The 19,042-nt window shown below is 64.0% G+C and carries 17 protein-coding genes; 9 read left to right on the top strand and 8 right to left on the bottom strand.

Annotated features, from left to right (window positions below; translation table 11 throughout):
* Nucleotides 1–2 precede the first annotated feature (2 nt).
* Entirely contained in the window at nt 3–1,160 is a 1,158-nt protein-coding gene (locus tag FAZ21_RS17995) for an efflux RND transporter periplasmic adaptor subunit (RefSeq protein ID WP_136774818.1), read from the bottom strand.
* 531 nt (nt 1,161–1,691) lie between these two features.
* Nucleotides 1,692–2,426, bottom strand: coding sequence for a beta-ketoacyl-ACP reductase (locus FAZ21_RS18000; RefSeq protein ID WP_136774819.1), 735 nt, complete (start codon nt 2,424–2,426; stop codon nt 1,692–1,694).
* 444 nt (nt 2,427–2,870) lie between these two features.
* On the opposite strand from FAZ21_RS18000, the gene pyrG reads away from it, so the two are divergent.
* The 5 genes from pyrG to FAZ21_RS18025 all read left to right on the top strand — a co-directional run bounded on the left by pyrG (nt 2,871) and on the right by FAZ21_RS18025 (nt 9,090).
* Entirely contained in the window at nt 2,871–4,523 is a 1,653-nt protein-coding gene (pyrG, locus tag FAZ21_RS18005; protein ID WP_136774820.1) for a CTP synthase, read from the top strand.
* A gap of 259 nt (nt 4,524–4,782) precedes the next feature.
* Nucleotides 4,783–5,634: a 3-deoxy-8-phosphooctulonate synthase gene (kdsA, locus tag FAZ21_RS18010; RefSeq protein WP_136774821.1), complete on the top strand. Its 852-nt coding sequence runs from the start codon at nt 4,783–4,785 to the stop codon at nt 5,632–5,634.
* Between the two features lie 83 nt (nt 5,635–5,717).
* Nucleotides 5,718–7,013: a phosphopyruvate hydratase gene (eno, locus tag FAZ21_RS18015; RefSeq protein WP_136774822.1), complete on the top strand. Its 1,296-nt coding sequence runs from the start codon at nt 5,718–5,720 to the stop codon at nt 7,011–7,013.
* A gap of 99 nt (nt 7,014–7,112) precedes the next feature.
* Complete coding sequence (ftsB, locus tag FAZ21_RS18020; protein WP_136774823.1) at nt 7,113–7,448, top strand: cell division protein FtsB; 336 nt, start codon at nt 7,113–7,115, stop codon at nt 7,446–7,448.
* Between the two features lie 169 nt (nt 7,449–7,617).
* Entirely contained in the window at nt 7,618–9,090 is a 1,473-nt protein-coding gene (locus FAZ21_RS18025) for an aminotransferase-like domain-containing protein (RefSeq protein WP_136774824.1), read from the top strand.
* Nucleotides 9,091–9,381: 291 nt separating this feature from the next.
* Here the strand turns inward: FAZ21_RS18025 and FAZ21_RS18030 are convergent, their stop codons facing one another.
* The 6 genes from FAZ21_RS18030 to FAZ21_RS18055 all read right to left on the bottom strand — a co-directional run bounded on the left by FAZ21_RS18030 (nt 9,382) and on the right by FAZ21_RS18055 (nt 15,827).
* Nucleotides 9,382–9,648 (bottom strand): hypothetical protein, encoded by a 267-nt coding sequence (locus tag FAZ21_RS18030; protein ID WP_136774825.1) that lies wholly within the window; start codon nt 9,646–9,648, stop codon nt 9,382–9,384.
* A 97-nt stretch (nt 9,649–9,745) separates the two neighbouring features.
* Nucleotides 9,746–10,042, bottom strand: coding sequence for a DUF2917 domain-containing protein (locus FAZ21_RS18035; protein ID WP_136774826.1), 297 nt, complete (start codon nt 10,040–10,042; stop codon nt 9,746–9,748).
* A 197-nt stretch (nt 10,043–10,239) separates the two neighbouring features.
* On the bottom strand, nt 10,240–11,568 hold the full coding sequence (locus FAZ21_RS18040; protein ID WP_169307484.1) for a polysaccharide lyase family 20 protein: 1,329 nt from the start codon (nt 11,566–11,568) through the stop codon (nt 10,240–10,242).
* Nucleotides 11,569–12,087: 519 nt separating this feature from the next.
* Entirely contained in the window at nt 12,088–13,962 is a 1,875-nt protein-coding gene (gene mnmC / locus FAZ21_RS18045; protein ID WP_211243520.1) for a bifunctional tRNA (5-methylaminomethyl-2-thiouridine)(34)-methyltransferase MnmC2/FAD-dependent 5-carboxymethylaminomethyl-2-thiouridine(34) oxidoreductase MnmC1, read from the bottom strand.
* The gene (locus FAZ21_RS18050; RefSeq protein WP_136774828.1) at nt 13,959–14,534 is read right to left on the bottom strand and encodes a GNAT family N-acetyltransferase; all 576 of its coding nucleotides are present in this window, start codon (nt 14,532–14,534) and stop codon (nt 13,959–13,961) included. The genes mnmC and FAZ21_RS18050 overlap by 4 nt, the downstream gene beginning before the upstream one ends.
* A 75-nt stretch (nt 14,535–14,609) precedes the next feature.
* Nucleotides 14,610–15,827: an MFS transporter gene (locus FAZ21_RS18055; protein ID WP_136774829.1), complete on the bottom strand. Its 1,218-nt coding sequence runs from the start codon at nt 15,825–15,827 to the stop codon at nt 14,610–14,612.
* Between the two features lie 216 nt (nt 15,828–16,043).
* On the opposite strand from FAZ21_RS18055, the gene modA reads away from it, so the two are divergent.
* From modA to FAZ21_RS18075, 4 genes are read left to right on the top strand one after another with little or no spacing between them, the layout of a single operon-like run.
* A complete protein-coding gene (gene modA, locus FAZ21_RS18060) occupies nt 16,044–16,784 on the top strand; it encodes a molybdate ABC transporter substrate-binding protein (protein ID WP_136774830.1) in 741 nt (246 codons plus the stop codon).
* Nucleotides 16,781–17,185: a TOBE domain-containing protein gene (locus FAZ21_RS18065; protein WP_136774831.1), complete on the top strand. Its 405-nt coding sequence runs from the start codon at nt 16,781–16,783 to the stop codon at nt 17,183–17,185. Before modA ends, FAZ21_RS18065 begins: the two co-directional genes overlap by 4 nt.
* Entirely contained in the window at nt 17,182–17,850 is a 669-nt protein-coding gene (gene modB / locus FAZ21_RS18070; RefSeq protein WP_136774832.1) for a molybdate ABC transporter permease subunit, read from the top strand. The genes FAZ21_RS18065 and modB overlap by 4 nt, the downstream gene beginning before the upstream one ends.
* Complete coding sequence (locus FAZ21_RS18075; RefSeq protein ID WP_136774833.1) at nt 17,847–18,707, top strand: ABC transporter ATP-binding protein; 861 nt, start codon at nt 17,847–17,849, stop codon at nt 18,705–18,707. The genes modB and FAZ21_RS18075 overlap by 4 nt, the downstream gene beginning before the upstream one ends.
* Nucleotides 18,708–19,042 lie beyond the last annotated feature (335 nt).

The following is a 19,042-nucleotide window of genomic DNA, read 5'->3' on the forward strand; positions in this document are numbered from 1 at the left end:
CCTTAGCGGGCGGCCGGGGCGCTGGCGTGGGCGGCAGGCGGTGCAATGGTCACCGGTGATCCGGGCTTGGCCTTGAGCACGCCGTCGGTGATCACGCGCTCGCCGCCCTTCAAGCCCTTGGCCACCACGTAGTCGTTGCCATGGGTGGCGCCGAGTTCCACGGGCCTCACTTCCACTACGTTCTTGTCGTTGACCACCAGGACGATCTTGTCGGCCTGCTGCTGTAGCACCGAGCGCTGCGGCACCAGGATGGCATCCTTGATCGTTGCGCCGTGGAGGCGTACGCGTACGAATTGACCAGGCAGCAATTGTCCGTCTGGGTTCGGCACGATGGCGCGGGCACGGATGGTGCCGGTGGTGGGGTCCACCTTGCTGTCGGCGAAGTCGACATGGCCGCGCTTGCTGTAGCTCGAACCGTCTGCAAGCTGCAGTTCAACTTCGAAGTTGCGGTTCTTGGGCGGGATCAACCGGCCATCCTGCTGCCCGCGCTGCATGCTGAGCTGGTCGGCTTCGGAGAACGAGAAATTGGCGTAAAGCGGGTCGAGCTGCGCGATGGTGGTCAGCAGCCCGCCATTGGCGGTCGGCGCGACCAGGCTGCCTTCGGAGACGTTGATCTTGCTTGCCATGCCGCCGATGGGTGCAACCACGTTGGTGTAGTCCAGGTTGATCTGCGCTTCCTGCAACCTGGCGCTGGCCGAATCGAGATTGGCGGTGGCGGTGTCGAATGCGGCGAAGGCGTCGTCGTAGTCCTTCTTGGAGACGGCATTCTCCTGATACAGCGGGACGATGCGTTCCTTGTCGAGCCGGGCCTTCTCGAGCTGCGCCTTGGCCTGGGCCTGCACGCCGCGCGCTTGATCGAGTGCGGCGCGATACGGCGCCGGATCGATCTGGAACAGCAACTGGCCTTCTTTCACCGGCTTGCCTTCGGTGTAGGTGCGCTTGAGCAGGATGCCTTCCACGCGTGCACGCACTTCGATCTCGCGATAGCCCGCGGTCTGGCCGACTGCTTCGTAGATCATTGGCACATTGGCGGGCTGGATGGTGACGACGGAAACCGGCGGTGGCGGAACATGCTTGGCTTCCTGCGATTTGCCGCAGGCGGTGAACAGCACGGGAATCAGGCAGGCGAGAAGGACCGATTGGCGCGGGAAATGCGGCATTGCGGAAAGGCTCCCTGAATACGAAGGCTGGACTTGGCTGATGGCAGTCTGGCTCATCGCTGTTAAGTTTCGCCATCGTTATAGATGATAATTGTTAGTCTTTCCTTGGGGGAATGCCCCGATTTGACGTCCCACTTGCCATGACTTAAGTGCGCTAACTGCGTTTAGCATTGATGGATGGATGCACAATGGCCCACCTGGGTAGAAGTGGCCCTGACCCTGCAACTGGCCGCCGGTGAACAGCGGCGCGAGGAAGCTGCCGGCCAGCCCCTTTGGCGGGCTTTCCGCGCTGTTGGGCAGGAGCAGGTGCCGACACGGCGTTGCAGGTTGAACCCCCTGGATCGGTGTCGCCGAAACTCCAGCCCATGCTCATTGGCTGCAATGTCAGGCCGCGAAAAAAAACGCTGCTGCCATGATTGAGCTGAGTGAACGCCTGTAGGGCAATGACAGGTCCGGCACGCAAAATACAAATAAAGCGGCATGCGCTTGCATGCCGCTTTGATTTTTCTCGCCAAATGAATCGAGACAAGGTCAGCACATATGCTGGCCACCGTTGATCGCAAGGTTGGCGCCCGTGATAAAGCCCGCCAGGTCGGAGGCAAGATAGCTGACGAGGCCGGCGATTTCCTCCGGTTTGCCGAGCCGGCCGACCGGAATACCAGACACGATCTTGGCGCGTACGTCTTCCGCCACGGCCATCACCATTTCGGTGGCGATATAGCCCGGGCTGATGGTGTTCACCGTCACGCCCTTCTTGGCCACTTCCTGCGCCAGCGCCATGCTGAAGCCGTGCATGCCCGCCTTGGCCGCCGAATAGTTGGTCTGGCCGAACTGGCCTTTCTGCCCGTTGATCGACGAGATGTTGATGACCCGTCCCCAGCCGCGCTCGACCATGCCGTCGACGAACTGCTTGCTGACGTTGAACAACGAGTTCAGGTTGGTGTCGATCACCGCGTCCCAATGCACCTTGTCCAGCTTTTTGAAGGTGGTGTCGCGCGTGATGCCGGCGTTGTTGACCAGCACGCTCACCGGGCCGAGTTCGGCTTCAATGCGCTGGCGCAGCAGCACGCACGCGTCGAAGTCGGTGACGTCGCATTCATAGGCATGGAAGAGGTAGCCGGTTTCCTTGGCGTCGGCCAGCCACTGGATTTCCTTGCCGGGGCGGGAATAGGTGGTGGCGACCTTGAAGCCGGTGTCGGCCAGCTTCTTGCAGATGGCGGTGCCGAGGCCGCCCATACCACCCGTTACTAAGGCGATTTTGGACATATCGTGTTCCCTTTCTAGTGGTTTACTTCAACTGATGTAGTTTTTGTTTTATTCGTTTGGCGCGGATCTTACATATCACATGGCAAATGAGTAAAAATAAAATTGCTGCCGTGCAACAAAAAGGCAACGCTGGTGCAAGCTGAATTCAATATTGCGCTTGTTTTCGATTCATAGACGCATTGGATGGCGGAGAAAAGGGCCGGGCGGCGCCCGGTGGCCGGATACGGAGGGGGCGGTCGATCGATTGCTGTTGTCGGGATCGCCGGCCGGACTTGGCACGACGATCCGCTGGGCGGCGTCTGGGCGAGCCGGGCGGGAACCCGCTATCTTGAGCACTGCGAGGACGCTGGCAGCGCTCGACACACATTCCATCGCACTTGTCCAGAATTGAGGGGTGGGAGGCCCATCAGGTAAAATGCGCAATTCACACTCCCCTCAGCTGTCATGACCAAGTTCATCTTCGTTACCGGTGGTGTGGTGTCTTCGCTTGGCAAAGGCATCGCCGCCGCGTCCCTGGCCGCACTGCTCGAATCCCGCGGTCTCAAAGTCACCATGATGAAGCTCGATCCGTATATCAATGTGGATCCGGGCACCATGTCTCCAATGCAGCACGGCGAGGTCTTCGTGACCGAGGACGGCGCAGAGACCGACCTGGACCTGGGCCATTACGAGCGCTTCATCCACAGCAAGATGAGGAAGAGCAACAACTTCACCACCGGCCAGATTTACGAGTCGGTGATCAAGAAGGAACGCCGTGGCGATTACCTGGGCAAGACGGTCCAGGTGATTCCGCACATCACCGACGAAATCAAGCTGTTCATCGGCCAGGGCGCGGGCGACGCGGAACTGGCGGTGATCGAGGTTGGCGGTACCGTCGGCGATATCGAATCGTTGCCCTTCCTGGAAGCCATTCGCCAGATGGGCGTGCAACTGGGCCGCGAAAACGCCTGTTTCGTCCACCTGTCCTACGTGCCTTATATTGCCGCCGCCGGCGAGATCAAGACCAAGCCCACCCAGCACAGCGTGAAGGAACTGCGCGAGATCGGCATTCAGCCAGACGTGCTGATCTGCCGTGCCGATCGCATGGTGCCGGACGACGAGCGCAGCAAGATCGCGCTGTTCACCAACGTGTCGGAAAAGGCCGTGGTGTCGTGCCCGGACATGGACAGCATCTACAAGATTCCGCGCGTGTTGTCCGAGCAGGGGATCGACGAGATCATCTGCCGCCAACTGCATCTGAATCTGCCCGCGGCCAACCTGGCGATGTGGGACAAGATCGTCCACGCCATCGACAACCCGCGGCAGACCGTGAACATCGCCATGGTCGGCAAGTATGTCGATCTGACCGAATCGTACAAATCGCTGATCGAGGCGCTCAAGCACGCTGGCATCCACACCGAAAGCGAAGTGAAGATCCACTTCGTCGATTCCGAATCGCTGGAAAGTGACGGCCCCGGTTGCCTGGCACACATGGATGCCATCCTGGTCCCGGGCGGTTTCGGCAAGCGCGGCGTGGAAGGCAAGATCCTGGCGGTGAAATACGCCCGCGAAAACGATATCCCTTACCTGGGCATCTGCCTGGGCATGCAGATCGCGCTGATCGAATACGCGCGCGATGTGGCCGGTCTTGCGGGCGCCAACTCCACCGAGTTCGATCTCGATACCGAGTACCCGGTCGTGGCGCTGATCGATGAATGGGTCAACCACGATGGCCGCATCGAAAAGCGTGACGCCAACTCCAACCTGGGCGGCACCATGCGTCTGGGTGCGCAGCAGTGCAATTTGCAGCCTGGCAGCCTGGCCGCGCGCATCTATGACGCGCAGGCGATCACCGAGCGCCATCGGCACCGTTACGAAGTGAACAACCATTACCTGCCGCGTCTGGCCGAAGCCGGCCTGGCCATCAGCGGCAAATCCACCGGGGCCGAGCAATTGGTCGAGACGATCGAACTGCCGGAGCATCGCTGGTTCTTCGCCTGCCAGTTCCACCCGGAGTTCACGTCCACCCCGCGTGATGGACACCCGCTGTTCAAGTCGTATATCGAAGCGGCAATCCGCTATGCGCGCGATCATGGGCGCGAGGGATTGAGCTGCTGAGTCTGCCCGGCTGGGGCCATGCCGGCGACGGAATCGTCGCCGGTGGCGCGGGCGCGCATCGGGGCAGGGATGCGGCGAGCAATGCCGCTTTCCGTATTGCCTGCCACGCCCCGGTAGCGCTACCGGGGCATGCCCGGCGAGGCGGTGCGCGGTGTGGCGGATTCGGCACGGCTCGCACGATACCGGGGCCTGCCCTGGCGCCATCACCGGCGCGGCGATGCGCGGGTATCGCAAGCATTCACGTACTACGGAGTCATCCATGAAACTTTGCGGATTCGAGATCGGCCTGGATCAACCGTTTTTCCTGATCGCAGGCCCCTGCGTCATCGAAGGCGAGCAGTTCTCCATCGATGTGGCGGGCCAGCTCAAGGAGATCACCAGCGAGCTGGGGATCAACTTCATCTTCAAGTCCAGCTTCGACAAGGCCAACCGCTCCTCGGGCAAGTCGTTCCGGGGCTTCGGCATGGACGAAGGGCTGCGCATTCTGGCCAAGGTGCGCGAACAGGTGGGTGTGCCGGTGCTGACCGACATCCACGAGATCGACCAGATCAAGCCTGTGGCGGCGGTGGTCGATGTGTTGCAGACCCCGGCGTTCCTGTGCCGCCAGACCGATTTCATCCGTGCCTGCGCTCAGTCCGGCAAGCCGGTGAACATCAAGAAAGGCCAGTTCCTGGCGCCCGGCGACATGAAGAATGTGATGGATAAGGCCCGCGAGGCGGCGCGCGACGCCGGCCTGCCGGAAGACCTGTTCATGGCCTGTGAACGCGGCGTGAGCTTCGGCTATAACAATCTGGTGTCCGACATGCGCTCGCTGGCCATCATGCGCGATACCGGTTGCCCGGTCGTGTTCGATGCCACCCACTCGGTGCAGTTGCCGGGGGGGCAGGGCGATAAATCCGGCGGCCAGCGCGAGTTTGTTCCGGTGCTGGCGCGGGCGGCGGTGGCCACGGGCATCGCCGGGCTGTTCGCCGAGACGCATCCGGACCCGGCATGTGCCAAGTCGGATGGTCCCAACGCGTGGCCGTTGCCGCGGATGAAGGAACTGCTGACCACGCTCAAGGCACTTGACCAGGTGGTTAAGGCAAACTCGCTGATTGAACAGACTTTGTAACAACAAGCTGTGTAATCTTGCGCCGCAGAACCAATCTTGCGGCGTTTCCGTTTAAACCAACCCGATGCAGAGGTGTTGCAACAATGAGCGCAATCGTTGAAGTCATCGCCCGTGAGATCCTGGATTCTCGCGGCAACCCGACCGTAGAGGCCGATGTATTGCTCGAATCCGGCGTGATGGGCCGCGCTGCGGTGCCGTCCGGCGCATCCACTGGCGAGCGCGAAGCGCTCGAACTGCGCGATGGCGACAAGAGCCGTTATCTGGGTAAGGGCGTGCTGAAGGCCGTCGAGAACATCAATACCGAAATCGTCGAAGCCATCATCGGTCTGGACGCCGCTGACCAGGCCTTCATCGACCGCACCATGCTCGATCTGGACGGTACCGAGGACAAGAGCAAGCTGGGCGCCAACGCCATCCTGGCCGTGTCGCTGGCCGTGGCCAAGGCCGCCGCCGACGAGGCCGGCCTGCCGCTGTACCGCTATGTGGGCGGTTCGGGCCCGATGAGCCTGCCGGTGCCGATGATGAACGTCATCAACGGCGGCGAGCATGCCTCCAACAGCCTGGACTTCCAGGAACTGATGGTCGTGCCGGCCGGCGCGCCCACCTTCCGTGAAGCGCTGCGCTACGGCGCCGAAATCTTCCACGCGCTGAAGAAGATTCTGCACGACAAGCATCTGCCGACCCAGGTGGGCGACGAAGGCGGTTTCGCGCCGGACGTGGCCAACGCCGAGGAAGCGCTGGACCTGCTGATGCAAGCCGTGGAAAAGGCCGGCTACAAGGCGGGCGAACAGATTTTCATCGCTCTGGATTGCGCCGCGTCCGAGTTCTTCGACAAGGCCACCGGCAAGTATGTCTACAAGAAGAGCGACAAGCGCGAGCTGACCAGCGAACAGCAGGTCGATTACCTGGAAAGCCTCGTCAACAAGTACCCGATCATCTCGATCGAGGACGGCATGGGCGAGCGTGACTGGGACGGCTGGAAGGTGCTGACCGATCGCCTGGGCGAGCGCGTGCAACTGGTTGGCGACGACCTGTTCGTTACCAACACCAAGATTCTGGCCGAAGGCATCAAGCGCGGCATCTGCAACTCGATCCTGATCAAGGTGAACCAGATCGGCTCGCTGTCCGAAACCCTGGCCGCTGTCGATCTGGCCAAGCGTTATGGCTACACCTCGGTGATGTCGCATCGCTCGGGCGAAACCGAAGACAGCACCATCGCCGATCTGGCCGTGGCCACCAACTGCATGCAGATCAAGACCGGCTCGCTGTCGCGTTCCGACCGTATCGCCAAGTACAACCAGTTGCTGCGTATCGAAGAAGAACTGGGCGATGCCGCGGTTTACCCCGGTATCGACGCGTTCTATCAGATCAAGCGCTGATCGGCGCGCCGGCGCATCGGGTTCGATGTTCCGGCAAGGCTGTAGTAACATCGCAAACCGGAGCCCGAGGGCTCCGGTTTCTTTTTCCTACGGTTCCCTATGCGCATTCTCGCCATCGTTCTCGCGCTTGTGATTGCGCTCCTGCAATGGCCGCTCTGGGTCGGCAAGGGTAGCTGGCTGCGCGTCTGGCAGCTCGATCAGGAGCTGGCCGACAAGAAGGCGGGCAACGACAAGCTGCGCGAGCGCAACGGTGCGCTGTCCGCCGAAGTCCAGGATCTGAAGACCGGTACCGATGCCATCGAGGAGCGTGCCCGCAACGAGCTGGGCATGATTCGCAAGGATGAAGTGTTCTTCCAGATACTCGACCGTTCCAAGCCGGTGGCGCCCAGTACCCTGCCTGCGCCGCTGAGTGCTTCCACCCCCGCCGCCCGCTGATCGACCGTTTGCCCGATTCGACAAACTGTCATGCTGATGCACTCTTTTTTTCGCACAATCTGAAACTGTTTCGCCCCGCAAGCCGTACGTTATAGTGTTATCCAGCGTACCGCGTCGCAGCAGCGCGTGGCGCTGCCGATCCGATGACGCAAGAGCAGGAACAGTCCAGATGAATGACGTCCGTTGCCCGGCGGGACACCGCAAGGTCGATACGCTGTATTACCAGCTTGCCGAGGAGCTGGCGCAGGCGATCACTTCGGGTGTGCTGAAGCCGGGCGAAAAGCTGCCGTCGATTCGCAAGCTGTCGGCGCAACGCCATGTCAGCCTGTCCACCGTGATGGAGGCCTACCGCGCGCTGGAAGATCGTGGCCTGATCGAAGCCCGCCCGCAAAGCGGCTTTTACGTGGCCAGGGCACGCCTCCTGAACCTGCCCGGACTGACCCAGCCGCCGTGCGAGCCGCTGGAAGTCGTTACGCCGCCGGTGCTGTGGCCGTATCAGGCCAGTGAACTGAAGCCGATCCGCGTCGATTTCGGTTTGGCGATTCTCGATCCCGACCTGTATCCCACCCAGCAACTGCAACGGCTGTTGTCGCAGGTGACGCGGCATCAACCCAAGTTGCTGGCCGACTATGGCAAGCCGGTGGGCGATGGCGAACTGCGGCGCCATATCGCGCGGCGCGCGCTGGCCTGGGGCGGCCAGTTCGAGGCGGACGAAGTGCTGATCACGCATGGCTGCCTGGAGGCCATCAACCTGTGCCTGCGCGCGGTCACCCAGCCGGGCGACGTGGTGGCGATCGAGTCGCCCACCTATTTCGGCCTGCTGCAAATGCTGGAGAGCTTCCAGTTGAAGGCGCTGGAAATCCCGACCCATCCGCAAACCGGCATGTCGATCGAAGCGCTCGATCTGGCCACGCGCGATGGCAAGGTCAAGGCCTGCCTGCTGTTGCCCAACTTCTCCAACCCTCTGGGTTGCCTGATGCCCGACGAAAACAAGCAGCGGCTGGTGGCACTGATGGCCGAGCGGGGCATTCCCATCATCGAGGACGATCTCTACGGCGAATTCTTCCATCGGGGGGAGCGCCCACGGCCGGCCAAGGCCTTCGACCCGGCGGTGGAGGATGGCGGTGGCAATGTCATGTTGTGTTCGTCGTTCACCAAGGCGCTGGCCCCCGGCATGCGCATCGGCTGGGTGGTGGCGGGGCGCTGGCAGCGCGAGATCGAGCGGCTGAAGTTCATCAATACCTACTCCACGCCGTTGGCGTTGCAGCAGACGATTGCCCGCTTTCTGGAAAACGGTGGCTATGATCACCACTTGCGGCGCTTGCGCCGTGCGGTGGCCGAGCAGGTGGGCGCGGCGGTCGATGCCATCCGGCGCTATTTCCCGTCGGATGCGCGGCTGAACGTACCGCAAGGTGGGTACGTACTGTGGGTGGAGTTGCCGCCGCAGGTCGATACGCGCGAGTTGCTGCGCGATTCGATGGCCGAGGGCATCAACTTCACGCCGGGCGAGCTGTTCAGCCCCAGCCGCAGCTATCGCAATTGCATGCGTATCTGCTGCGTGGAGACGTGGACCACCCGCCACGAAGCGGCGATCCGTCGCCTGGGCGAACTGATCCAGACCCGGCTGCCGTTGCCGGACTGATCCGGGCTGCCGTCGCTTGCTTCAGCCTGGGGCGAATCGACCTTCAAACGTGGGTGCGAAGGACGAAGGCCGGATGCAGGGCAAGGCGTGTCGAGCGAAGTGGGGTGATCCCCACAAGCGAGGCACAACGCAGCGCTGCGCCGGCCTTCTTCCTTCCCTTCGGGGTGGCCCGCGGGCCGATGTCTGCTTTGTCGCACGGCTTGCAGAGAGGAAGGCTCTCTGCTGCGCTGCGCTTCGTGCAGCCACTCGGCCTACGAACCAACGCATCCCATGTTTGAAGGTCGATTCGCCCTAGAACTGCGCCGTTTCCCCGCTCTGCTCCGAGTCTGGCGCGATGCAAAGATTGGGCGCGCCGCCCTGGATCTCCTCGCAACCGGGCGAATAGCTGTGCTGGCAGGGCGGTGCCACGCCGGCTTCATCCACCCACAGCACGTTGATGCGCGGGCCGCAGCGCATCTCGATGACTGCGCGCATGTGGGCGATTTGTTCGACCAGCTCGGCATGAACCGGCATCCCGGGCCCCAGGGACAACGCAAGCAGCACGACGACATGGCGCATGATGGCCTCCCGTCATTCGCGGATCGCGCGGCGGTGTCGCGCGTAGGCGATACGACCGGGCCACGCCGCATCAAGTTGCGCCGCCCGCCGGTTGCCTTCACTGGGCGTAGCGCGCCGCTCCGAACTGCCCGAAGCGGGGTGTGTACCGGGCCAGCCTGGCCAGCCAGCCGCTCTGTGGGCGCAAGCCGGGGGATTCGATGCTGAAATGACTGAGCGCCATGGCCTGGACCAGCACCTTGCCACCGCCTCGCAGTGGGCAACGCTCGCCGGCATGGACGATCAGGTCGCGCCCGTCTTCGGTGATCCACAGCACGCCCGAGCGGCAATGCAGCTCGCTGGGGCCCGCGTGTTCCAGGGTGAGCAATCCCTGGCAATGCAGCATCGTGGTTTTCATGGCGTTCCCCGTGGGTAGTGATCCAGGGGACAGTTTAGGCAGCCGTCATCGACCGTTACAGATTCAGGTGTAGCCCCGATGAGGAGACGCAGTAGCGTAACAGTTGCAACTGTACGGCCCGGGAACGGGGGCTGCTGTGCGGGCGGGCACGCCAATGAAAACGGCGCCCGAAGGCGCCGTGGTCGATTGCATCCCGCTCAGGGCATCACATCCAGGTGGGTGCCGTTGGCATCGGTGATCCGCACATCGTCGATGTACAGCTTGCGATAGGTGGTCTGAGTGGCGGCACCGTTGTTCCAGTCCCACTTGTACAGGCCGATCTTGAAGTACTTCTGGTTCTGGTCGTTGTAGCTGTTGGGGGCATTGGACGACAGCACGATGACGCCATTGCGCCAGACGCGGGTGTAGCCGATCCCGCCAGCGGCCTGCGGACGGTAGTCCCAGCGCACTTCGAAGGCCCAGTCTTCCCACTTGCCCTTGATCAGCGGTGCTTCATAGATGACCTCGTAGTGCAGCGCGGCCAGGCTGTTGGAGGTGGAAATCGCCTGGTCGTCCCAGCGCTTGGCCAGCACCCACTTGTCGCCCTGAATCATCAGCGCCAGGCTCGGCGAGCGGGCCACGTCGCCCGGATCGCCCGTCACGTGCCATTGGGCTACGCCTTCCATCGAGGTATCGCTTTTCCAATCCGTCGGCAGATACAGGCTGAAGCCATAGGCATAGGATTTGCCGTTCTCACCCACGTCCAGCTTGGACAGCTCTGCGCGCTTGCCCGACGACACCAGCGGATCGGTATTGCGCAGTTGCACCGCCAGCGATTTCTTGCCGCTGCGGGCCACCGAGTCGCTGGCCAGCAATGCACCGGGGTTGGCGTCGAGCTTGTCGAACTCGCTGAGGTCGGCAACTTCGAACCGGCCGAGCTGCATCTGGGTCTGGCTGAGCTGCACTGCGTCGATCAATATGGCACCGCTGCTGTTGTTCTCGTTGCCTGTCGCGCGGAATGACAACCGTGCCTTGACCACGCCGGCCGGCACGGCCCCATTCATCTTCAGGTTGGTCCAGCCGTTGGTGGGCGCGGTCAGGCTCTGGTTCAGGTACCAGTCCGTGGAGCGGCTTTGCACCACCGTATCGGTCTTGTCCAGCAACTCGACGCGCATTTCGAAGCGGGCGCCAGTGATGGCCTGCACTCGCACAAAACTGCTGGCGTAGTACTGGCGATTGGCCGTGACCGGTACATCCTGGTAGATCCGCGCCCACTTGCCGCTGTTCAGCGACGAGAAGTTCATCAGTTGCGCCGTGGTGCCTTCGTACGGTACGGAGGTCACCAATTGGAAGCTGGTGTAGCCCGCGCTTTTGTCGGTGATCCAGCCGTTGGAAAGGCCCGCCACTGCGCCGGCGCCTTGCTCGAAACCGAAATTGCTCAGCAAATTGTATTTGGCGTAATCCATGCCGGCTTCGGCCTGGGATGAAAACGCCGCGATCAACATGGACGTGGCGAAAATAATCGATTTGAAATTGGTGGATTTCATTATGAAGTACAACTCCATATCACTGCGAAGATAAATGGCAGCGGTTCAATTCGTGGTGTTCATCAATCAAAACAAGGATGTTGACACCCGCTGCAAACCTTCTCCCTACAAGCTTTGTCAGAACATTAGCGTTCTCTTATTGAGATGAATCGTAATGGTCTGATTCGGATTTTGGAATATGGATTTTTGCGAAATCGGCCTAAAAAACGATCAACGGCAGATTCGGGAAATTAGCTTTCCATTCGTGTTGGTTTGTGTTCTGTCCGCGTAAAAAAAGCTGGTTGGGACAGAAAAGAAAAAACCTTGCGATAAATGAAAATTAAATATTTTCATTTAATTAAGAGGCTATGTAATTGCCTTGAAAGTCGAATTGGCGCGCCCGTACCAGGCGTCCGAGGGTTCAGGGCTGCGGGAGGGGTAACTTTGCCGGGCTTGCACTGGATACCAGCTTTGGGCGGCAAAAACGATGAAACTGGCCTGTCGCACTGACGGGCGCGGGCAAACAGGGGCGTGGGCGGGTCAGCGGGTGCTGCGCAGCGCGCGCAACAGGAAGCGTGCGGGGTCGAGCGCGTCGAGCAATGGACGCTCGAGCGGGGCGGGTTCGTGGTTCAGGTGGCTGGCCAGCAGTTCGCCCGCCAGGGTGGCCCAGGTCAGGCCACGTGAGCCGAAGGCCAGCGCGGCATACAGGCCGGGATGGCGAGCGATCTGGCGTAGCTGGTGACAACTGGCCGATTGCTCGGCGAGGGGCAGGGCGCCGATCAGGGGAAGCCGGTCCGGTGAGGTGGGGCGCAGGCAGGCGCGGCTGACCGGCCGGGTGGGAGGGACGATCCCGGGAGAGAGTGCCTGCAAGGCCGCCAGATTGGCGGCCTCGGCCTCGGCCAGCGCTGCCGCCAGGGGGGCCGCGCCGATTACGCGGGCGCCGGCCAGCGCGCCGGTGACATAGCCATCGCCCGCCAGCGGGGTACGGGGCATGGGCAGTTCTTCCGCCGGGACCACGGTCGCCACCCGCGCCGCGTCCTGCAACGGCAGGATGGCGGCCTGTGCCAGCCGTAGGGCCGCGCTTGCATTGGCCAGGATCACGACGCCCGCGCGGGCCAGCTCGCCGCCCGAGGCATCCAGTGCAATCCAGTTTTCGCCTTCACGTCGCAGCGTGGCGACTTCGGCCTGGGGCCGCAGCTGGATCCGGTCCGCATGGCGCATCAGATTGGCGCGGCACAACGTGGGCGGCGATACGGTGACGCCGTCGCCAAACCACCAGCCACCGCGCTCCAGCACGATGCCGGCGCGCGCGCTCGCGGCCTCTGGTGGAAGGAACGCCAGATCGGGCCAGCCGCCCTCGGCGGCCAGTTCCGCCATCAAGCGCTGTTGCGCGTCGTTCTTGGCCAGTTGCAGCACGCCGTCGCGGGCGTGGCGCAATGGCAGCCCGGCGGCATCCAGCGCTGCGAAGTGGCGGCCGGCCAGTGCGCAGCCGGCGCGGGTCAGGCGCGCCAGCAGATTGTCGTCGCGCGAGTAATAAGGGTGCATCAGGCCGGCATGGTTGCCCGAGGAGCGTAGTGCGATGTCGTTTTCGGCTTCCAGCAACGTCACCTGCCAGCCGCGTGCGGCCAGGCGTTCGGCCACGGCGCAGCCTGCCAGCCCGGCGCCGACGATCACGGCGGTTCGGGCGCCTTCGTGGCGGGCGGGCTGGCGCGGTATACGCGCCACGGTGCCGCGCAGCATCTGGCGCTTGCCGCCGAACCCCGCTGCCTTGCGCACGCCGAACCCGGCTTCGATCAGGCCGCGCCGCACATCGCCGGCAACGGTATAGGTAGCCAGTGTGGTGTCGGCATGGGACAGCCGCCACAGTGCCTTATAGATGGGTAGCTGCCACAGTTCGGGATTCCGGTCTGGCGAAAAGCCATCCAGGAAGATGGCGTCGGCGCGGGCTTCCAGTTGCGGCAACAGTGTCTGCGCGTCGCCCAGCGCCAACGTCAGGACCACGCGCCCGCCATCCAGCCAGAGCCGGTGCAGGCCGGTAGTGAGCGCCGGCCAGGCCGCGCGCAGTTCGGTCGCCAGCCCGGCCAGCTCGGGATACCGCGCGTGCAACGTGGCCAGGTCGTCCCGGCTGAAAGGGAATTGCTCCAGGGAGACGAAATGCAGCCGGGCACTGCGCTGCGGATCGGCGCGCCACGCCTGCCAGGTGGCCAGAAAATTCAGTCCCTGGCCGAAGCCGGTCTCGACGATGGTGAACAGTTCTCGGCCTTGCCAGGCCCGGGGCAGGTCGTTACCCGTCAGGAACACATGGCGTGCTTGCCCCAGGCCGCCATCGGCGGAGTGATAGACATCGTCGAAGGTGTCGGAATAAGGCACGCCTTCCGTCGTGAACATCAGGCGCGCGGGAACGATGCGATTCACGGCAGGGTGCGTCCGTAGAGCAGGATCTCTCCGGTTTCGCCTGCTTCCTCCCACGACAATGGCTGACGGCCTTGCAACACGAAGCCGGCACGTTCCGCCACGCGGGCGCTGGCCAGATTGCGGACATCGCAGTCGATGGTGAAATAGCGCATTCCCAGATGCCGATGGGCCATGCCGACCAGGGCATCGACCGCTTCGGTGGCATAGCCATGGCCCCAATGTGCGCGATGCAGCCAGTAGCCGATCGCAAAGCTGTCTTCGTCCCAGTCGGGATGGTGCAGGCCGCAGGCGCCGAGCAAGGTACCGTCGGCGCGGGAGAGAATCAGCCAGGGCAGTTGCTGGCGCAGGATGAACTCGGCCCGCGCCAGCCGGCACCAGCGCTCGCTGGCGGCCGGCGAGGGGGTGTCCTGCGCCCAGGGCAGCGACGCCGGCCAGGCGCGCAGTTGCGCCAGCGTGGCCAGCACCGCCGCGTGGACGGCGACTCCGTCGCCGGGGCGCGGGCAACGCAGCACCAGGCGGGGCGTGACGATTTCTTCGGGGATGTCCAGCAGGATGGGATCGGGCGTGGCCATGGGCGCGATTCTAGGGCGAATCGACGTTCCGGCGCGAGCGGCATGGGCGATGCGGATGTGGCCGCCGGGGCGCCCTCAGCGCTTCGCCTCGCCGCCCAGAAAGGCGCGCGTGCAATGAATGTAGCCCAGTCCCGCGGCGCAGCTCACCAGCGCAACCCAGCCATTGCCGAGCCAGGCGTAGCCGATCTTCACCAGTTCGATTCCCAGCGAACACGCCAGCAGCGTGACCATGCCCAGGCTGGCGGAAACCGTCCCCTTGCCGATGTCGCTGGCAAACAGCGTCAGCCGGTAGAGCACGGCATTGGCCAGGCCCAGCCCGAAGGCATAGATGGCGATGCCGGCGATGAGCCAGCCCCAGCCCGCGGGTTGCCAGAGCGTCGCCAGGGTGAGTATCGGCCCGGCCATGAGCGGCACGCTGCCGATGGCCACCAGCCGCCGTACCGGCACGCGCGCCGCGTAGCGGGCCAGCGCCAGGTTGCCCGCGATCAGCGCCGCGAAGATGGGGATCTGCCAGATACCGAAATCCAGCGCGCTCATGCCCGCGCGTTCGATCAGGATCACCGGGCTCTGGCCGATCCAGGCCATCAATGGCATGCCGCCGGCGGAGAGGGCCAGCGTGCCGAGCAGGAAGCGGCGGTTGCCCAGCACGGCGCGGTAGTCGTGCCAGATATGGCGGGCGCGTAGCGGCCCGGCGGTGGGTGGGGCGGTTTCGGGCATGGCGCGCCACAGGCCGAACCACGAAACGGCGGCCACGGCGGCGATCACCACGAAAATCCAGCGCCACGGCGCGTATTCGATCATCACCGCGCCCGCCAGCGGGCCGATCAGGGGGGAGATCAGCGCCACGTTGGCCATGAGCGCCGTGACCTTGACGGCGCTGGCTTCGGTGAAGGCCTCCTGGATGGCCGCGTAGCCCACCGCCACCACGAAGCACAGGCCAAAGCCCTGGACGAAACGCAGGATCACGAACGGCCAGATACCGTCCACCAGCAAGGTGGCGAGGCAACTGGCCACGAAGAACGCCACGCCGAACAGCAGGACCGGTCGCCGGCCGACGCGATCGGACAAGGGGCCGAGCAGCCATTGCAACGCCGCGCCGCCCGCCAGGAACGCGGACATCCCCGTCGGTACCCAGGCTTCGCCCACGCCGAATTCGCGCACCACGGCCGGCATGCCGGGCAGGATCATGTCGTTGGCGATGTAGGTAGCGAATTCGTAGAGCACCAGCGACAGCGGAAACAGCAGCATGCGCCAGCTCAGGGCGGAAATTGGCTGGAAGGGCTTGCGGGGCATCGGGATACCTGTAGGCGCGATGAGCAGTGAGAGCGGGCGTTGTGCGCCCATCTCGTTGCGTGGATGGCCGCACAGTATGCCCAACTCCGCCTGGCCATGCCTTGGCCCAGCCTGCCGGACATGGCGTGCCGGCGCGGGACGGCCTAGTTCGAAAGGCCAGTTTTACCTGTGGGGTTGCGCTTGCTATCGTTCGGAAACCTTTTCGAGGAGATACCGATGAGAGCGCTGCTGTTGTGCCTGATGCTGGGCGTGAGCCTGGTGGCGCAGGCCAAGGAACCGCTGGTCGCCGTGGCCGCCAGCGCCCGGTATGTATTCGATGATCTGGCCACCGCCTTTGCCAAGCGTTACGACGCGAAGCCGGCATCCACCGTGGGCGCCTCGGGCGTGTTCGCGGCGCAGATCGCGCATGGCGCGCCATTCGACGTGTTTCTTTCCGCCGACATGGATTACCCCGAGCAACTGGCATCGCAGGGCCTGACCGTGGGACAGCCTCGCGTCTACGCGCGCGGTGCGCTGGTGCTGTGGACGATGGGCGATCTGCCGATGAAGGATTGGGAGGCCGTGCTGACCGATCCGCGCGTACGCCGCATTGCCATCGCCGACCCGCGCACCGCGCCCTATGGCCGCGAGGCACAGCGCGTGATCGATGGCCTGCCGCAGGCTGCCGCCATCCAGCCCAAGCTGGTGTTCGGTGAGAGCATCGCCAAGGCTGACCAGTTCGTTTCCAGCCGTGCCGCCGACATCGGCTTTACCGCGCGGTCGGTGGTCAACTCGCCCGCGCTGCGCGACCAGGCGCGCTGGGTGGAAATCCCCGCTTCGCGCTATCAGGCGATCCTGCAAGGCGTGGTGCTGCTCAAGCACGGCGAGGACAACCCGCTGGCGCGCCAGTTCGTCGATTTCCTGTTCACGCCCGAGGCGCAGTCGATCTTCCAGCGCCACGGTTACCTGCTGCCATGAACACGTTACCCGGCATCCTGATCGAGCTGGAGTCCGCCGACGGCATCGCACTGGCCGAAGTGGAGGTTGCCCGCAAGGTGCGCTGCACGGCGATGCTGGTGGGCGCCAGCGATCCCGCCTGGACGGCGGGGCGCGCGGTGACCCTGGCGTTCAACGAAGCGGAAGTGGCGCTGGCCAAGGGCCGCACCGGCCTGATCAGCCTGCGTAACCTGCTGCCATGCACCGTGATCGGGATCGAGGAAGGGCGGTTGTTGTCCCGGGTGCGGCTCGAATGCGCCGGCTACCCGTTGTCCGCGCTGATCACCACCGGCTCGGTGCGCCGGCTGGCACTGGCGCCGGGCGATACGGTGGAAGCATTGATCAAGGCCAATGAGATGGCGTTGCTGGATGGCGCGTCGTGACGCTGGATTTGGCGCCGCTCTGGCTGACGGCGCGCCTGGCGGCGACCACCACCGTCATCCTGCTGATTCTGGGCGTGCCACTGGCGGCGTGGATCGCGCATAGCCGCAGCCGGTTGCGGCCACTGGTCGAAACGCTGGTGGCGATGCCGCTGGTGTTGCCGCCATCGGTACTCGGTTTCTATCTGCTGTGGGCGTTCTCGCCGGGCAACGCGGTGGGCGCGTGGCTGGAGAATGTGCTGGGCGTACGCCTGGTGTTCTCCTTCGCCGGGCTGGTGGTCGGTTCGGTGCTGTTCAGCCTGCCATTCATGGTGCAGCCGATCCGTGCCGCGCTGGCCGGGCTGCCTGCCAATCTGATCGACGTTTCGCTCACGCTGGGCAAGAGCCGCTTCCATACCTTGCTGCATGTCGAGCTGCCTTGCGTGAAGCCGGCGCTGGTGGCCGGTACGGTGATGGCATTCGCGCATACGGTGGGCGAGTTCGGACTGGTACTGATGCTGGGCGGCAATATCCCGGGCGTGACGCGCGTGGCGTCGATTGCCATCTACACCGAGGTCGAGGCGCTGAATTATCCGGCGGCGCACGCCTATGCCGCCATCCTGTGCGGTTTTGCGTTCGCCGTGGTGTTTGCCGTGCACTGGCTGCAACGTCGGGCGGTGCGCGCATGATCGAATTCGACCTGCAAGGCAGCCAGGGCGGTTTTGCCTACCATTACGCCGGCACCGTGGCGGAAAAGACTTTGCTGGCGCTATGGGGGCCATCCGGTACCGGCAAGAGCACCTTGCTGCGCTTGCTGGCGGGCCTGGCCCAGCCCGAGCGCGGCCGGCTGGTGGTGGCGGGCGAGACGTGGGTTGGCGGCCGCAGGCCGCTGCCGCCGCAACATCGCCGTATCGGCATGGTGTTCCAGGATTACGCGCTGTTTCCGCACCTGAACGTGCGCGACAACATTGCCTATGGCGCCACGGGCGCGGCGCGGGTGGCGGAGCTGCTGGCACTGTTCGAACTGGAAATCGTCGCGACGCAGCGGCCGGACCAGCTATCCGGCGGCCAGCGACAGCGTGTGGCCCTGGCGCGCGCTCTGGCGCGCGAGCCGCGCCTGCTGCTGCTGGACGAAGCGCTGTCCGCGCTGGATGGTGCGCTACGCGCCCATTTGCAGGACGAACTGGCGGCCATGCACCGCCGTTATGGGCTGACCACGCTGATGGTCTCGCACGATCTGCCGGAGGTCTTCAAGCTGGCCGATCAGGTGTGGTGCATCGAGGACGGCCGCATCGCCCGGCACGGCACGCCGGAACAGGTGTTTCTCGCCCCGCGCGCCAATGGGCGGCTGTCATTGTCGGGGCGGCTGATCGCCAAGCACCGTTCCGACGTGGTCTGGCGCCTGACCGTGGCGATCGGCCAGCAACTGGTCGACGTGCTGGCCGACGACGTCGATGCCGCGCCGTACGAGGTGGGCGATGCCATCACGCTCTCGGCCAAGGCCTTCAGCCCTTTGTTGCTGCGGGGCGAGGTGCGTGGCGCCTAGGGCGAATCGACCTTCAAACATGGGATGCGTTGGTTCGTGGGCCGGGTGGCTGCGCGAAGCGCGGCGCCGCAGAGAGCCTTCCTCTCTGCAAGCCGTGCGACAAAGCAGATATCGGCCCACGGACCAACCCGAAGGGAAGGAGGAAGGCCGGCGCAGCGCTGCGTTGTGCCTCGCTCGTGGGGATCACCCCACTTCGCTCGACACGCCTTGCCCTGCATCCGGCCTTCGTCCTTCGCACCCACGTTTGAAGGTCGATTCGCCCTAGGTGTCGAGTTGCAATAGGTTGTTCCCGCCAAGCCTGGAGGCTGGAGGTTTTTGGCCGAGGGCTGAGTGTG

Origin of the sequence: Chitiniphilus eburneus, from assembly GCF_005048205.1 — a bacterium.
In the GTDB taxonomy this organism is placed as follows: Bacteria; Pseudomonadota; Gammaproteobacteria; order Burkholderiales; family Chitinibacteraceae; genus Chitiniphilus; species Chitiniphilus eburneus.

Coding starts and splice junctions, on each gene's coding strand:
- FAZ21_RS18075 (WP_136774833.1), top strand. CDS start 17,847: ATGATCGAATTCGACCTGCAAGGCAGCCAGGGCGGTTTTGCCTACCAT.
- kdsA (WP_136774821.1), top strand. CDS start 4,783: ATGAAACTTTGCGGATTCGAGATCGGCCTGGATCAACCGTTTTTCCTG.
- FAZ21_RS18030 (WP_136774825.1), bottom strand. CDS start 9,648: ATGCGCCATGTCGTCGTGCTGCTTGCGTTGTCCCTGGGGCCCGGGATG.
- FAZ21_RS17995 (WP_136774818.1), bottom strand. CDS start 1,160: ATGCCGCATTTCCCGCGCCAATCGGTCCTTCTCGCCTGCCTGATTCCC.
- FAZ21_RS18055 (WP_136774829.1), bottom strand. CDS start 15,827: ATGCCCCGCAAGCCCTTCCAGCCAATTTCCGCCCTGAGCTGGCGCATG.
- pyrG (WP_136774820.1), top strand. CDS start 2,871: ATGACCAAGTTCATCTTCGTTACCGGTGGTGTGGTGTCTTCGCTTGGC.
- FAZ21_RS18040 (WP_169307484.1), bottom strand. CDS start 11,568: ATGAAATCCACCAATTTCAAATCGATTATTTTCGCCACGTCCATGTTG.
- FAZ21_RS18050 (WP_136774828.1), bottom strand. CDS start 14,534: ATGGCCACGCCCGATCCCATCCTGCTGGACATCCCCGAAGAAATCGTC.
- modA (WP_136774830.1), top strand. CDS start 16,044: ATGAGAGCGCTGCTGTTGTGCCTGATGCTGGGCGTGAGCCTGGTGGCG.
- eno (WP_136774822.1), top strand. CDS start 5,718: ATGAGCGCAATCGTTGAAGTCATCGCCCGTGAGATCCTGGATTCTCGC.
- FAZ21_RS18000 (WP_136774819.1), bottom strand. CDS start 2,426: ATGTCCAAAATCGCCTTAGTAACGGGTGGTATGGGCGGCCTCGGCACC.
- FAZ21_RS18065 (WP_136774831.1), top strand. CDS start 16,781: ATGAACACGTTACCCGGCATCCTGATCGAGCTGGAGTCCGCCGACGGC.
- ftsB (WP_136774823.1), top strand. CDS start 7,113: ATGCGCATTCTCGCCATCGTTCTCGCGCTTGTGATTGCGCTCCTGCAA.
- FAZ21_RS18025 (WP_136774824.1), top strand. CDS start 7,618: ATGAATGACGTCCGTTGCCCGGCGGGACACCGCAAGGTCGATACGCTG.
- FAZ21_RS18035 (WP_136774826.1), bottom strand. CDS start 10,042: ATGAAAACCACGATGCTGCATTGCCAGGGATTGCTCACCCTGGAACAC.